The sequence below is a fragment of the uncultured Eudoraea sp. genome (assembly GCF_947490415.1).
GTDB lineage: Bacteria > Bacteroidota > Bacteroidia > Flavobacteriales > Flavobacteriaceae > Eudoraea.
The window spans coordinates 1,086,941-1,101,159 of the sequence record NZ_CANLGX010000001.1 but is presented as its reverse complement, the minus strand read 5'-3'; the positions used below and the strand labels follow the sequence as shown (position 1 = coordinate 1,101,159).

At 35.8% G+C, this 14,219-nt stretch carries 13 protein-coding genes and 1 tRNA gene; 5 read left to right on the top strand and 9 right to left on the bottom strand.

Features of this window, described 5'->3' with window-relative positions:
• Nucleotides 1-204: 204 nt before the first annotated feature.
• Nucleotides 205-975: a DUF6090 family protein gene (locus tag Q0874_RS04840; RefSeq protein WP_299160063.1), complete on the bottom strand. Its 771-nt coding sequence runs from the start codon at nucleotides 973-975 to the stop codon at nucleotides 205-207.
• Between the two features lie 158 nt (nucleotides 976-1,133).
• Nucleotides 1,134-1,880, bottom strand: coding sequence for a DUF6090 family protein (locus Q0874_RS04835; protein ID WP_299160060.1), 747 nt, complete (start codon nucleotides 1,878-1,880; stop codon nucleotides 1,134-1,136).
• A gap of 243 nt (nucleotides 1,881-2,123) precedes the next feature.
• Between Q0874_RS04835 and Q0874_RS04830 the strand changes: the two genes are divergently transcribed.
• Nucleotides 2,124-3,845 carry an arylsulfatase gene (locus Q0874_RS04830; protein ID WP_299160058.1) on the top strand — a complete coding sequence of 574 codons (1,722 nt, stop codon included), beginning with the start codon at nucleotides 2,124-2,126 and terminating at the stop codon, nucleotides 3,843-3,845.
• A 271-nt stretch (nucleotides 3,846-4,116) separates the two neighbouring features.
• Nucleotides 4,117-4,821 carry a DUF6090 family protein gene (locus tag Q0874_RS04825; protein WP_299160056.1) on the top strand — a complete coding sequence of 235 codons (705 nt, stop codon included), beginning with the start codon at nucleotides 4,117-4,119 and terminating at the stop codon, nucleotides 4,819-4,821.
• A 444-nt stretch (nucleotides 4,822-5,265) separates the two neighbouring features.
• Here the strand turns inward: Q0874_RS04825 and Q0874_RS04820 are convergent.
• The 3 genes from Q0874_RS04820 to rseP all read right to left on the bottom strand — a co-directional run bounded on the left by Q0874_RS04820 (nucleotide 5,266) and on the right by rseP (nucleotide 7,120).
• Nucleotides 5,266-5,339 (bottom strand) — tRNA-Asn (locus Q0874_RS04820).
• Between the two features lie 4 nt (nucleotides 5,340-5,343).
• Complete coding sequence (locus tag Q0874_RS04815) at nucleotides 5,344-5,628, bottom strand: GIY-YIG nuclease family protein (RefSeq protein ID WP_299160053.1); 285 nt, start codon at nucleotides 5,626-5,628, stop codon at nucleotides 5,344-5,346.
• 139 nt (nucleotides 5,629-5,767) lie between these two features.
• Nucleotides 5,768-7,120 (bottom strand): RIP metalloprotease RseP, encoded by a 1,353-nt coding sequence (gene rseP, locus Q0874_RS04810; RefSeq protein ID WP_299160050.1) that lies wholly within the window; start codon nucleotides 7,118-7,120, stop codon nucleotides 5,768-5,770.
• Between the two features lie 162 nt (nucleotides 7,121-7,282).
• Between rseP and Q0874_RS04805 the strand changes: the two genes are divergently transcribed.
• From Q0874_RS04805 to feoB, 3 genes are all read left to right on the top strand, one after another.
• Entirely contained in the window at nucleotides 7,283-7,957 is a 675-nt protein-coding gene (locus Q0874_RS04805; RefSeq protein ID WP_299160047.1) for an SCO family protein, read from the top strand.
• Between the two features lie 131 nt (nucleotides 7,958-8,088).
• The gene (locus Q0874_RS04800; protein WP_299160043.1) at nucleotides 8,089-8,334 is read left to right on the top strand and encodes a FeoA family protein; all 246 of its coding nucleotides are present in this window, start codon (nucleotides 8,089-8,091) and stop codon (nucleotides 8,332-8,334) included.
• The gene (gene feoB / locus Q0874_RS04795) at nucleotides 8,331-10,556 is read left to right on the top strand and encodes a ferrous iron transport protein B (RefSeq protein ID WP_299160040.1); all 2,226 of its coding nucleotides are present in this window, start codon (nucleotides 8,331-8,333) and stop codon (nucleotides 10,554-10,556) included. The genes Q0874_RS04800 and feoB overlap by 4 nt, the downstream gene beginning before the upstream one ends.
• A gap of 153 nt (nucleotides 10,557-10,709) precedes the next feature.
• Here the strand turns inward: feoB and Q0874_RS04790 are convergent, their stop codons facing one another.
• The 4 genes from Q0874_RS04790 to Q0874_RS04775 form a co-directional block, all read right to left on the bottom strand.
• On the bottom strand, nucleotides 10,710-11,102 hold the full coding sequence (locus tag Q0874_RS04790) for a DUF423 domain-containing protein (RefSeq protein ID WP_299160037.1): 393 nt from the start codon (nucleotides 11,100-11,102) through the stop codon (nucleotides 10,710-10,712).
• 175 nt (nucleotides 11,103-11,277) lie between these two features.
• On the bottom strand, nucleotides 11,278-11,685 hold the full coding sequence (locus Q0874_RS04785; RefSeq protein WP_299160035.1) for a DUF2141 domain-containing protein: 408 nt from the start codon (nucleotides 11,683-11,685) through the stop codon (nucleotides 11,278-11,280).
• Nucleotides 11,686-11,723: 38 nt separating this feature from the next.
• Nucleotides 11,724-12,164, bottom strand: a complete 441-nt coding sequence (locus Q0874_RS04780; protein WP_299160032.1) for a hypothetical protein — start codon at nucleotides 12,162-12,164, stop codon at nucleotides 11,724-11,726.
• A 3-nt stretch (nucleotides 12,165-12,167) separates the two neighbouring features.
• Nucleotides 12,168-14,213, bottom strand: coding sequence for a S9 family peptidase (locus Q0874_RS04775; RefSeq protein ID WP_299160030.1), 2,046 nt, complete (start codon nucleotides 14,211-14,213; stop codon nucleotides 12,168-12,170).
• Nucleotides 14,214-14,219 lie beyond the last annotated feature (6 nt).

Sequence of the window (14,219 nt, the reverse complement as noted above, 5' to 3'; positions counted from 1 at the left end):
ATCAGTTAAAAGATCAATGTTTAACTGTGAACAAGAAATAGAAGTACTTTTAGAATCTTTAAATAATGAACTAAAATAATAACGAAAGCACAACAACGTGTATAAGCTATTTTTTCACTGATTTTATCAATTCTATAAGGACATTTTTAAAGTAAGTCATGTTTTTCCCTTCTGTTAAAAACGAATTTGATTGTTTCAAATCACTTAATCATGTTTGTTTAAAATTAAAAGAATATCATCCACAAAACCTTCCATTTTTCTTTGGCTTTTTAAGCGATTATTTTCTAATAGCATTCTTTTCGCTGCAAGGTTAAATAATGAATGGTCTAGCTGTAGTTTCATTACGTCTTTATCAGATACTATATATTTTAATAAGGAATCATTCAAATGGGGTATGCCAATTTCTTTCCTTGCAATATTTTCTTTCAGCATAAATCCATAAGGTGCTAATTGTATACTTAAAGCGTTCAACAAGTTCATGCTTTCTTCTTGATCTTCAAAGCCACTGTCGAGTTCAGCGTGAAATTCTGCTAGTTTTTGTTTTAAAATATCATCGCTTAATAAGTTAATGTTACCTGTATTAATCATGGATTGATAGGTTTTTGTAACAGGCTCTGCTCTCCACCATGAACCAAAACCAAATCCTGTAAATAGGGGTAAAGAGTCCTTTATACTCATTAATTGTTTAGTGTCATAGCTTATTATTAACTGTCTAGAATAATCAATTACTTGTTGCTGTCTTTTTATAGTTTCTTGAAGTCTTATTTTCGTTTCTTTAAAATCACTCAGTAAAGCCCTTTTTAATTCATCTTCTTTATAACTATTTTTTCTAGATTCGCTCCAATTGTTAATTTGTAATGCGATTAAAATTCCAATAACAACCAGAACAATCTCACCAATTGCATAAAGCATATACTTGCTGGCTTTATTTTCTTTAATCATATTCTGTCTTATTTTTCTAAAGAATTTTATCATTGGTTAATGGTTGGTTATAATGAAGCACAACATCTAGCTAAAATGAGTATGCGCCCCAGTTGCTAGATATGATTAAGTTTGATATTTGCGGATATGTTTCAAAATGATCAGTTCGCATATTCATTTTTAGCATTTGTTGGTGGTCGTTAATTTTAGTCTTATTCTAATCGCTGAATTTCTGCATCGATTAATTGGATAATCTTGTCCTGTTCTTCATAAATATCAACAGCAAACGATTTTAGCGTTCCTGCATTATTCCAGCGAAGCACAACATATGACTCAAATTCCAAACTTCTTGAAAGCTGATGAGGATTACCTTCAAACTTACTTTGACCCAATGTTGCGACAAACGGAAAATTTCTTAGAGAGTAACGCTCAATAATAATTGGGCCAGAAGCAATTATATTATTATAATCTACTTCCACCCAATGTTCATATCTCTTGATGAGACCTGACAATGAAGAAAGCGAATATTTTAGTTCATCATTTTCAAATAAAGAAAGATCACCAGACGAAATGACGGCATTTAGAACACCATCAGAAGGATCATACTTTGGTGGAAAGATCGTAATTGAAGCCAACTTATTAAACTTTTCTATATCTGTTATGACCGATTCTTGCCCAATAATTTCGGACAGCTCCTTTGAAATATCTTTAATTAATTGGTGAGCTGCAATTGCCGAGTCAAGTTCAACCTGATTCTTTGTAAACTCACCTTTTAATTCTTTTAAGATTTTAAGTTCTAGTTTTTCTGCTTTCCTATTCTCATTCCAATTATTAATATTCAAAGCTATCAATATCCCGACAACTACCAAGAGTATTTCTCCAAAGGCATACCTAAGGTATTTTAAAGGCTTGCCATCGTCTGAGAGTTTTTTGCGGATTTTACGGAAGAAGTTGATCATAACAAATGGTTGGTTGTTCTTCCTAAGATACTGAAGAATGGTAAAAAAATTTAAATCAGTCAATAATATTTAAGAATTAGACATTCAGATTTAATGGAGTATCTGAGATTATTCAATTATATAACAACTCTTATTATTACCTTTTGATAATATTATGTTTTTGGTGATAATTATCATTGTATTCTCTCATTTCCAGTACTAATTTCAGTCTTTATTTAAATAACGCTCTACTAGACTCTGGTTATGAAAAAACATGTTAAACCATTCTTTATCCTATTACTCATTGCTGGATTATACGGTTGCAACCAGAATCAAAAGGATTATTCCAAAAAAATACCAAGACCTAATATTCTGTTAATATTAGTTGATGACCTAGGATATTCTGACTTAGGCTGCTTTGGAAGTGAGATTAGAACTCCGAATCTTGATAAGCTTGCAAATCAAGGTGTGAAATTTACAGATTTTTATGTCTCATCTCTTTGTGCACCAACACGTGCTATGTTATTAACCGGTGTCGATAATCATCAAAATGGTTTGGGGACAATGCCCCCGGGACATACTGAGAATCAATACCTAAAACCCGGGTATGAAGGCTCACTAAATAATCGAGTTATTACAATACCAGAAGTTTTGCGTGATAATGGTTATCATACGTATATGACAGGTAAATGGCATTTGGGACATCACGAAGAAAGTTATCCTGCAAATAGAGGTTTTGAAAAAAGTTTTGGACTTCTTGGAGGTGGATCAGGACATTTTACTAATCCATTTGCTCTTGGCCCCGGAGAAGAACCGGTTACTTTTTATGTTAAGGATAAAGATATTGTGGAAAAGCTTCATGACGATTTTTATTCCAGCAAAGACTTCACAGATAAGATGATTAATTATATTATAGAACAGGAAGACGATTCCCCTTTTTTTGGATTTCTTGCGTACACAGCACCGCATGATCCACTTCACGTACCTGATGAGTATTTAGATAATTATAAAGGTGTTTATGATTCAGGTTATGAACAAACAAAAAGGGACCGTCTTGCACGTACAAAAAAGATTGGGATTGTAAAGGAGTCTGTCCCCTATAATCCTGGCACAGGTAAATTTCCCAAGTGGGGAGATTTAGATGACGATCAAAAGAAAATGCAAGCGCGAATTATGGAAATTTATGCGTCAATGGTTGAAAATCTCGACTTTCATATCGGACGCTTAATTGATTCATTGAAAGAAGCCGGGAAATATGAAAACACTATTATTGTTTTTCTGTCAGATAATGGGGCAAATCCTAAAGAGGCAGTTGCTTATCCGGGGAATTCAAAAGAATATTTAGCTGAGAACTTTAATAATAGCTTTAGCAATCTTGGAAAAGGTAATTCTTTTATTTCTCAGGGAGGTGCATGGGCAGAAGTAAGCAATACACCTTTTACATATTTTAAAACTACTACGGGAGAAGGAGGCATACATGCGCCACTGATAATTGCTGGGCCCGGTATTGAAAAGGAAAAATTCTATACTAATACCGGCATGCATGTATGCGACATTTTTCCAACCATTCTTGACTTTGTCGAAGTATCGCGTCCGGCTAAATATAAAGAAAATGAACTGGCACCTTTTTACGGAAAATCAGCCAAAAAGCTTTTAGAAGGAAAGGCGGTATTAGTCCGCAACACTTCTATAAATCCATTACTTTTTGAGATGATGGAATGCAAAGCCGTCATTAAGGGAAAATGGAAAGCTATGATGTTACAACCCCCATATGCTAATGAACCTATATGGCAACTTTATGATTTATCTACAGATCCTCTTGAGAAACATGACCTGTCTCTGCAGGAACCTGAAAAACTAAAGGAGCTCATTAAAGATTGGGCAGAATATGCAAATGACGTTGGTTATATAAAAGCTGAAGGGGAAATGCTTATCAACAAAATTGGACCAGAAGAATTCTATAAATACGAAAATCTTAATAAGTAACTGCTGGCAACAATTCCAATTTAGTACAAAACTTCAAAATCAGGCTTAATCCGTTTTAATCTTGTTTTCCTGGTTTTTATATAGGATTTTTATTGTTGATAGTTTGACTTTTTATTTTCAGCAATCTTTAATAATGGTTACCACAATATATCTGTTTTATTCTGATATAGGTTTATAAAGATGTATTTTACATCCATATAAACAAGTTAGCCTTCATTATGACCAACCATAAACCATGATAAAATTCTTTAGAAAAATACGCTACGACCTTATGGAAAAAAATAAAACTGGTAAGTATTTAAAATATGCGATTGGTGAAATTGTACTTGTTGTTATTGGAATATTAATCGCACTGAGTATAAATAATTGGAATGAAGAGAGAAAGGAAAATAATATTGAAAATAAAATTTTAGTAGAAATTTCAAAAGGGTTGAAGCAAGATTTAATTGATATAAAGACTAATATGAGTGCGCATAGAGCAGGTCTTAAAGCCTGCGAATATTACTATGACATCTTCACCAACAAGCAAGTACAAACAGATTCGATTAATTATTATTATTCATATTTAACTAGAGGTTATATCTCAATCCAAAATAGATCAGGTTATGAATCATTAAAATCCAGAGGTCTTGAATTAATTAAACATGATTCTTTACGAAATGACATTATTAATTTATATGAACAAGATTATCCATTTATTATGAAGTTGGAGGAACAAGATCCTGAAGGAAACTTTTACGATAACTATTTCAAAGAAATTAACAATCATATTTCACCGAATCTAATTTTTAATAATTATGGTGAAATGGAATCAATTGAACTTCCTTTGAATGTATCAGAAACTGAACAAAAAAAAATATTAAGCTATTTGTGGAAAATTAAAAATGATCGAACATTTATATTAAGTATCTATTTCCAAGTACTAGAAAATCTGTTACAATTACAATTAAAGATAGAAAGGGTAACAACACTATAATTGTAATTGCGGCTATTAACTAAACTTTCATTACAAATTTGAAAGACTCCTCAGATTTTGGGGAGCTTTTTATATCTCCTTTGCATCTGAATAATTGAAGAAGTAGTTATTTAGATGAGGTATATTTAGTATAAATGCTTTTCCTAGATTTCTAAAGACTCGTTACATAAAACAAACAATATTCATTTTACGTAAATATGAACTAAAAAGAGGCAAAAATGAGCATGGTTGTAAACGTGGTTGTAAACATTAGAAACAAAAAAAGGAGCTACATTTCTGTAACTCCTTCATTATCAATGCTCCCCCTCTTGGGCTTCCTCCTTCTCCGCCTAGGGCGGATTCGGCGGGATAAACTTCTCACCCAGCTTTTCTAACGAAAAAAGCCACCCACTTTGGTGGATGGCTTCGGTGTAGCAATGAAGTGAGCTCCGCTCTACTTCTTTGCTCCCCCTCTTGGGCTCGAACCAAGGACCCTCTGATTAACAGTCAGATGCTCTAACCAACTGAGCTAAGGAGGAATATTTAATTAAATTTATTTTTCAATTTAGAAATCAATTCAGGATATTCCTTTAAATTCTGAATATATTTCCGGCTTTTCATACTCTTAAGATGCTTTTCAATTTTTCTTGCCTGTATTCTGTCTAAACATACAATGGATAGATATACTATCCAATCGTTAACAGTACTGTTAAAAGAACTTTTAAAATAACCATCATTATGCTCTTTCAATCTCCTAACCACATTCTCCGATTCCCCGATATAATATCGATTTAATAAATCAGAATAAAGGATATAAACATAATGCAAATCAAAAAAATATGAACGTCTCCCGAAACTCTAACCTCCCGATAGCTATCGGGATGAGCTAAGGAGGAATGTTTCCCCGTTTTTCGGGATGCAAATATAATAGTTTCTTTCAAATAGCCCAACAAAAAAAATCTGTTTTCTATTTAGAAAGCCATTTATAAATATCATTGCCGTTGGCAAATAACAGTAATGCGATTAAAAGGAAGAATCCGATCATCTGGGCATACTCCAAAAATTTGTCGCTGGGTTTTCTTCCCGTAACCATTTCATATAATAAAAAAGTAACGTGCCCCCCGTCTAATGCCGGGATTGGCAATATATTCATAAAAGCCAAAATGATGGATATCAATGCCGTGGTTGACCAAAATACAGGCCAGTTCCAGGTATCCGGAAACATACCGCCTATAGCAGCAAAACCTCCAACGCCCTTATAGGCTCCGGTTTCCGGGTTGAATATTTTCTTTAGTTGTTTTACGTAACTTACTAGTGTGGTCACCCCCTTATCAATTCCGGCGGGAATAGACTCCATAAAAGTATATTTCCTGGTCTCTAACCTAAAATAGCCCATCTCCTCCATTTGGTCAAAAGGCAGGGCTCCCATAGTAATTCCGATAGTAGCTGAATCACTAATTACCACTGGGATTTGTTCTTCCCTTCCATCCCGACTTACTATAAGATCTACTTTTTGGTTTGTATAACGTTGTATTACGGCTTTGGCTTCATCAAAATACCTAATCTTCTGATCTCCAATACCAACTATATGATCCTTTACTTTCAGTCCCGAATCCTTATTCGCTGATTCTTTGGGTATGCCTCCCACAATAAAAGGAAGCCTGGGGCTTATAAATCTTATTTTATCCTCGTCCTCCAATAATGTGGATATGAAATCTACGGGAATTTCCTTTTCAATAGTGGTTCCATCCCTTTCAATGGTTATGGTGTTGCCATTGATTATTTCCCCCAAAAGACTATCAAAATTTTCAACTTCTTCCCCATCAATAGCGACAATCTGATCCCCGGTTTGCACCCCTAATTCATCACCAATATTCTTTTCCGTAACCCAAATACCATCGCTTAAGCTATCCATGGGTATGTATTGGTCTCCATAAGAATAGGCCATTCCAATATAAATGATAACTGCCAGGATAAAGTTTACTGTAACACCTCCGAGCATAATAATGAGTCGCTGCCAGGCCGGCTTGGATCTAAACTCCCAGGGCTTAGGTTCTTCCGCCATTTGGGCCGTGTCCATACTCTCATCAATCATGCCTGCTATCTTAACATAACCTCCCAGTGGCAGCCATCCGATCCCATAAACAGTTTCTCCAATTTTTTTCTTAAAAAGGGAAAATTTAATATCAAAAAAAAGATAAAATTTCTCCACCCGCGTCTTAAATAGCTTAGCCGGGATAAAATGTCCTAATTCATGAAGAACAATTAAAAGTGAAAGACTCAGAAAAAACTGTATGGTCTTTATAAGTATGGGATCCATCTATAGATTTTATAAGTAAAGCGCACAAAAGTACACTTTTACAAGGTCTTATAAAAAGAAACTATGGTCCCGGGCAGATATTTAAGAAAGTTTTAGCAGCAAACCCATATCAAAGTTTTTGAATGCTATGATTTGCCGCTGTACCTTTGCAAAAAACGGCGAATGCTTTCTTTCTTCAGTAAATACAAATTTTTTGGAATCGTACTCCTTTTGCTTTCTGCGATTATCATTTATTTGTTTTACAATGCGTTGCAGCCTAAAAAGGTACTCCCTGTATATCAACCGGCAGATTTTAATTCAGAATTGGTAGATAGTACTCTGGTCCATGTAAAAAAATACCACACCATTGCCAACTTTTCACTTACTAACCAAAACGGCGAGACCATAACGCAGGATTTTTATAAAAATAAAATCTATGTGGCCGACTTCTTCTTTACCACCTGCCCCACTATATGCCCGGTAATGACTGAAAATATGGTCTATTTACAATCCCAGATTGCAAATGACAAGGATGTGCTGCTATTATCGCATTCCGTTACACCAGATATAGATTCTGTTGCTCAACTTAAAAAATATGCATTAGAAAAAGGAGTTAATGATAAAAAATGGAATTTGGTCACCGGCGATAAAAAACATATTTATGAACTGGCCCGAAAATCCTATCTGGCAGTAAAAACTGATGGAGACGGTGGGCCATTTGATATGATACACACGGAAAACTTTATTTTAATCGATAAAGATCGCAGAATAAGAGGAACTTATGATGGCACCAACAAAGAGGAAATGGATAAATTACTGCAGGATCTGGAAGTTTTAAAAATGTCTTACCTTAATTAAGGTGTCAATTCCGGTCATACCCAATCCTGTTATTTTAAGAAATTTCATGTTTTTCTTTTTTCAATATTTGCCCTAATACCTCATCTTTTTCCATTATTTTTGTCCTTACTTAAAATCAATCTAAATAAAAATTGGTTACAACTGTTGCACATTTAAAGCGAGGTGAAAGGGGAATTATTAAAGAATTTACCAAGGGCATGCTGCCTATTAAATTATTAGAATTAGGGTGCCTTCCGGGAAATGAGGTAGAATTGATTCAAATAGCCCCTCTAAAAGATCCTTTATATATAAATGTTAATGGTTCTCATATTGCCATAAGAAGATCCGTTGCCCTTCAAATTGAGTTAGATCTTATAGAAGATAAAGCCACATTATGAGTAAAAATATTAATGTAGCACTTATCGGTAACCCCAATACAGGAAAGACCTCTGTTTTTAACCAATTAACCGGCCTGAATCAAAAAGTAGGTAATTACCCGGGGATAACTGTTGAGAAAAAGGAAGGTATCTGTAAATTGCCCCGAGGCGTTAAAGCTCATATTCTGGATCTACCGGGCACTTATAGTCTAAATACAACTTCCCTTGACGAAAGTGTAGTTGTAGAATTACTTCTAAATAAAAACGACAAGGATTTCCCTGATGTAGCCGTGGTTATTAGTGATGTTGAAAATTTAAAGAGAAATCTGCTTATTTTCACTCAAATAAAAGACCTTAAGATCCCCACAATTTTGGTCATCAATATGTCGGACCGGATGCCTAAAAAGGGTATTACCCTGGACGTATCTCTCCTTGAAAAAAAATTAAATACCAAAATAGCTCTGGTAAGTACAAGACAGGGTACAGGAATAGAGCGAATTCGCCAATTGATTGCAGATTATAAAAATTTGTCTGTTAAACCGAACGTAGATGCCACGGTCATAGCGCCGGAATATTTTGAAAGATTACAACGGACATTTCCCAATGAAGATCTCTATAAGTTGTGGCTTGTAATTACACAGGATGTCAATTTTATGCCTATTGAGAAAAAGGCCGTACAGGACACCTCTTCATTTACCACAAAGACCAAGTCAGAATTAAAAAGACTACAACAGAAGGAGACCATTCTCCGATATCAATTTATAAATGGAGTATTAAAAGAGACCTATAAAATAGACAGGAATGCTGCAAAGGGATTCAGAGCAACAGTAGATAGGGTTTTAACCCATAAGATATTCGGTTACTTAATTTTCCTGGTCATTTTATTGACCATTTTTCAAGCCATTTACGACTGGAGTAGTTATCCAATGGATTTTATTGACGAGCAGTTTGCCGCTGCAAGCAACTGGATAAAAACTTCCTTGCCGCCGGGAATGTTCACTGATCTTTTAGCAGAAGGTATACTTGCAGGTATTGGAGGAATCGTAATATTCATTCCTCAGATCGCCTTTTTATTTTTGTTTATTGCCCTATTGGAGGAGTCCGGATATATGAGTAGGGTGGTCTTTTTAATGGATCGTATAATGAGGCCCTTTGGTTTAAGTGGGAAAAGTGTAGTCCCATTAATTTCCGGAACGGCCTGTGCGATTCCCGCAGTGATGGCTACGCGTAATATTGAAAACTGGAAGGAACGTCTTATTACCATTTTAGTAACCCCCTTTGTTACCTGCTCTGCTCGTCTCCCGGTATATCTCATCATTATTGCACTGGTTATTCCTGAGGGTAGAATTATAGGCCTGAGTTATCAGGCACTCACACTTACCTTGTTGTACTTGATTGGATTTGGGGCCGCAATTGTATCTGCAATGATTCTCAACAAAATTCTTAACATAAAAAGCAGATCATTTTTTATGGTAGAAATGCCAAGTTATAAGTTGCCTCTTTTAAAGAATGTAGCTTATACGGTAATTGAAAAGACCAAAAGTTTTGTTTATGGTGCGGGTAAAATTATCCTTGCAATTTCAATTGTTTTATGGTTTTTGGGCTCAAATGGCTACTCTTCCAACTTTAAAAATGCGGACGAGATAATTAATGAGAAAATTGATACTGAAGGTTTTACCAAGTTCAATACCAGCAGCATTCAAAATGAATTGAGTGATTATGAATCTTTTCTGAAGGATAGTAAGGCCCAAATTACTAATAACGAAATCAGGGATTCATTAAATGAAAAAGAACTTGTTCTAATTCAAAAAGCACGTAAACAGGAAATAGCAGGTTTCAAACTTGAAAATTCATATATAGGTACCATTGGGAAAGCCATTGAACCCGCAGTAGCACCTTTAGGTTACGACTGGAAGATAGGTATTGCCGTATTGACTTCTTTTGCTGCACGGGAAGTTTTTGTTGGGACTTTGGCCACTATCTATAGTGTTGGCAACGACGAGGAGGATACTATTAAACACAGGATGGCTTCAGAAATAAATCCCACTACCAAAAAACCCTTATTTGATCTGGCCTCTGGTATTTCACTGCTCCTTTTTTATGCCTTTGCTATGCAGTGCATGAGTACCCTGGCCATTGTAAAGCGTGAAACTAATAGCTGGCGATGGCCTATGGCTCAATTGGTGTTTATGAGTGTTTTTGCGTATATTGTAGCTTTAATTGCCTATCAGGTTTTGAAATAAGATGAGTGTACTGCAACCCATATTGGTTTATCTGACTTTAGCTATTGCCATATTTTATATAGCCAAAAAGTACTTCCTGCCTAAGCGTCTGTTTTCTTCCAAAAAAGCGACCAAAGGCTCATGTGAACAGGGCAATTGCGGATGTCATTAAGATTATACCATATTTGCAATAAAGGAATAAAACAGCAACCCCCAGCCCATTATCAAGAGCAATCCGCCCAAAGGAGTAACAGGTCCTAAAAATTTCAAGGATTTCCCCTTTGAGGCACCTATAGAAAGTGCATATATGCTAAAGGAAAAAAGAAAAGTGCCTATGATAATGCAATAGGCCATATTTTTCTCCAAAGCTGTGGTGAAACCCAGATTAAATCCCAGGACAAGCAACAAAATAGCATGGTACATTTGATACTTTACGCCTGTTTCAAAACTTTTAAGCTGTGCTTCCGAGAGGGATTTCTTTAGTGTATGAGCCCCAAACGCACCAAACACCACGGCTAGTAATCCCAGTAAAGCACCTAGTAACTGAACAATTAGAATAGTCTCCATAATAGTTTTAAATATACAGATAGTCCGGGAATACTTCAAAGGATAATTTATTCAATAAATGAAAAAAATATTCTCCTTTTCTAATTTTTATTTTAGTCTCGGCCTTGTGTGATTGCGCTAATAGTAGTGTGGTTTCACACAAATTGGCCTGAAAAGAAACATGAAGTGAATTTTATTAAAGAGAAACCTGGATTTTTTTATCTCCCTCTACTTTGAACGCGCATTCACTATATTTTGGAGGCCCAAATGTTTTCATCTTTCCAATTGAAAAACAAATAGGTTCTTTTGGTATTCCAATCCAGTTGGTATCCAATTCGTCATCACCATCTTCATCATGAAAAATTGCCAGTGCATATTCCCCATCCGGTAAATCATCAATTATAACCAATGTATTCCCTAATTCTGCTTTACTGCTACCTCCTGAAAACATTTTATCTGAATCCAAAAAACTATCCGAACTATCGTATACTGCAACAAGTACACTGCCGTTATTGCTTTTAACCCCGGTTACGTCTACCGAAAGTTTGTTCTGAGAAAACATCATAAAAGGTAAAAGTAGCAGATTTAGAAATAATAACTTCATTAGAATAAATTATTTGTTTTGTACTAGGAAACTCCGTTTTACTGAATTAATTGTATCTCCTGGGTATCTATTTTTTCTTCGAGGTAAAGATATAGCTCTTTTGTTTTAACTGAATCAGTCAAATTGATAAAAAGCAGAAGGGAATCGTTGTAGGTTAATCTGATTTTTGGATGGCGTAAGTTGTCTACATAAACATAAACGAGTTTTTCTTCATTCAGGGAATCTTTAAAAATCCCCTTTTCCTTTTCCCAGGCCGAAAAACCATTTTTACGATCCAAAGAGGGGATTTTGCTTACCATGGATACTTCATTCATCGTATTAAATGGTAACTCCATATAATATACTCCGGATAAAATTTCGATTCTATCTGGCTTTTTCCATATCCAATTTTTATAATGTGCTAAAAAACTTAATATACAGACAATTACAGTTAGGACTATAAGTAAATTCCAAAACCAATGCCTTTTTTTTCCTTTCATAAGCTAGTCATTTTGACTTTCTTGCCTGTATTTCTCAAACCATGCCAGGGTATGCGCAACTTTTGTAATTAAATTACTTGGTCTGCTCGCAATACCATGACCCGCGGCAGGGATCTCCACCAACACGGTTTCAATTTTCCTTAATTTTAAGGCGTGATAAAGCTGTTTGGCTTCACTTGGAGGTGTTCTTAAATCTTCCATTCCAACCATTACCATTGTTGGTGTTTCTATATTACCAACGAGAGACAAGGGAGAAAATTTCCAATAGCCTTCAAAATTTTCCCAGGGCTGACCCGGATACCGGGAATTGGCATATCCAAAATAATTATCCGCAACCAGGGTTTTGCTTATCCAGTTCATCACCGGTTTTGCTACCACTGCAGCTTTGAACCTGTTGTTTTTACCAATTATCCATGCAGTCATAATACCCCCCGCGCTTCCCCCTGTAACATACAGTTGGTCTTGATGAGCAATTCCCTTATTTATACAATAATCAACTCCATCCATGACATCATGGTAGTCGTCACCCGGGTAATTATTGTATAACAGATTTCCAAATTCCTCCCCATAGCTTGTGCTTCCCCTGGCGTTAGGATAAAAAACTATATAACCTGCCGCTGCATATAGTTGTATCTCCGCCGAGAACCTGTCACCATAGTTAAGAACCGGTCCTCCATGATTTTCAACCAGAAATGGATATTTTTTATTCTCGTCATAATTTGGCGGGTAGACCACCCAGCCTTGAAGTTCTCTCTGATCCACAGAGGATTTGTACCAAACTTCTTCAACATTACCCAACATCCTATAGTCAAAAAGAGCTTTATTAAGAGCAGTAATCTTATTTGTTCTTTTAGACTTTAAACTCATTGTCGCCAGCTCAGCCGGGTAATCAGGTCTGCTTTGTGTATAGGCGATCGTGCCATCTTTAGATACGCTAAATGATCCGCCGGCATAGGGCCGCCCTATAGAAGTGCCTCCGAGATCATTCGCCAGTTTGGTAATTTTCCCATCTAATGAAATATACCCAACTTTGGTGTTTCCTTTATCATCATATGAAATATAGAGTCCTGTATTCTTTGCGTCCCAAATCATACCCGAAATACTCCTGTCAAGATCTTTAGATAATACCCTGCCCCCTGTACCATCAGTTTTCATAATATGTAATTGTTCAACCTGATACGTTTGTACTTTATCCTGAAATCCCAAATAAGCAACATATTTCCCATTTGGTGATACAGCCGGGTTGTTATCGGGCCCCTTCCTATCAGTTAAGGCCTTTATACGGCCTGTTGCAACCTCCACCTCATATATCTCACTGTTTCGAAAATCATATTCCCAGTTCTCCGTTCTATTTCCCGAGAAAAATATTTTATTCCCATCCGCAGACCATGAAAGCTTTCCTCTATGGTGGTAATCATCCGCCGTCACCTGTCTAATTGCTCCTCCTTGAGCCGGAATTACAAAGATGTGATTAAAGCCAGGCTTTATATAACCCCGCCCATCTGCCTCATGATATAACCGATCTGTAATTCTTGGTTTTTCAGCCCATATTGCTCCTTCAGGTTTCTTTGGGATTTTTGCAATTACCGGAGGTTCTTTTTCAACATTCATAGAAAATGCCAATTGGTCGCCCTTAGGTGACCATGCTATTGCACTCGGACTAAATGGGAGCTGGCTAATTTTTGCCAACTTCCCACTATCTAACCAATACATAAAAATTTCAGAACCTTCACCGGTTGTACTAATAAATGCAATCCTATCTCCACTTGGAGACCATCGGGGACTTTGTTCACTTACTTCGTGCGACGTAAGCTTTTGATGTCCCGAACCATCAGAATTAATTATCCAAAGGTTACCATCAGCCTTATCTTTCATTATGTCAAAACCCATCCTCCTATAAGCTATCCGGGCACCATCAGGAGCTATTTGCGGATCAGAAACATATTCAAGTTCAAAAACATCCAGGTAACTAAACTTTTGTTTTTGAGTATAAGCCTGAAATCCAATAAATAATAAAATTATCACATAACATATTTTCCTAAGAATCATAGAATA

Bases quoted from the DNA above. Each gene is read 5' to 3' on its own strand.
- rseP (WP_299160050.1), bottom strand. From the start codon at position 7,120: ATGGATCCCATACTTATAAAGACCATACAGTTTTTTCTGAGTCTTTCA.
- Q0874_RS04825 (WP_299160056.1), top strand. From the start codon at position 4,117: ATGGAAAAAAATAAAACTGGTAAGTATTTAAAATATGCGATTGGTGAA.
- Q0874_RS04835 (WP_299160060.1), bottom strand. From the start codon at position 1,880: ATGATCAACTTCTTCCGTAAAATCCGCAAAAAACTCTCAGACGATGGC.
- Q0874_RS04840 (WP_299160063.1), bottom strand. From the start codon at position 975: ATGATAAAATTCTTTAGAAAAATAAGACAGAATATGATTAAAGAAAAT.
- Q0874_RS04780 (WP_299160032.1), bottom strand. From the start codon at position 12,164: ATGAAAGGAAAAAAAAGGCATTGGTTTTGGAATTTACTTATAGTCCTA.
- Q0874_RS04805 (WP_299160047.1), top strand. From the start codon at position 7,283: ATGCTTTCTTTCTTCAGTAAATACAAATTTTTTGGAATCGTACTCCTT.
- Q0874_RS04830 (WP_299160058.1), top strand. From the start codon at position 2,124: ATGAAAAAACATGTTAAACCATTCTTTATCCTATTACTCATTGCTGGA.
- feoB (WP_299160040.1), top strand. From the start codon at position 8,331: ATGAGTAAAAATATTAATGTAGCACTTATCGGTAACCCCAATACAGGA.
- Q0874_RS04785 (WP_299160035.1), bottom strand. From the start codon at position 11,685: ATGAAGTTATTATTTCTAAATCTGCTACTTTTACCTTTTATGATGTTT.
- Q0874_RS04775 (WP_299160030.1), bottom strand. From the start codon at position 14,213: ATGATTCTTAGGAAAATATGTTATGTGATAATTTTATTATTTATTGGA.
- Q0874_RS04790 (WP_299160037.1), bottom strand. From the start codon at position 11,102: ATGGAGACTATTCTAATTGTTCAGTTACTAGGTGCTTTACTGGGATTA.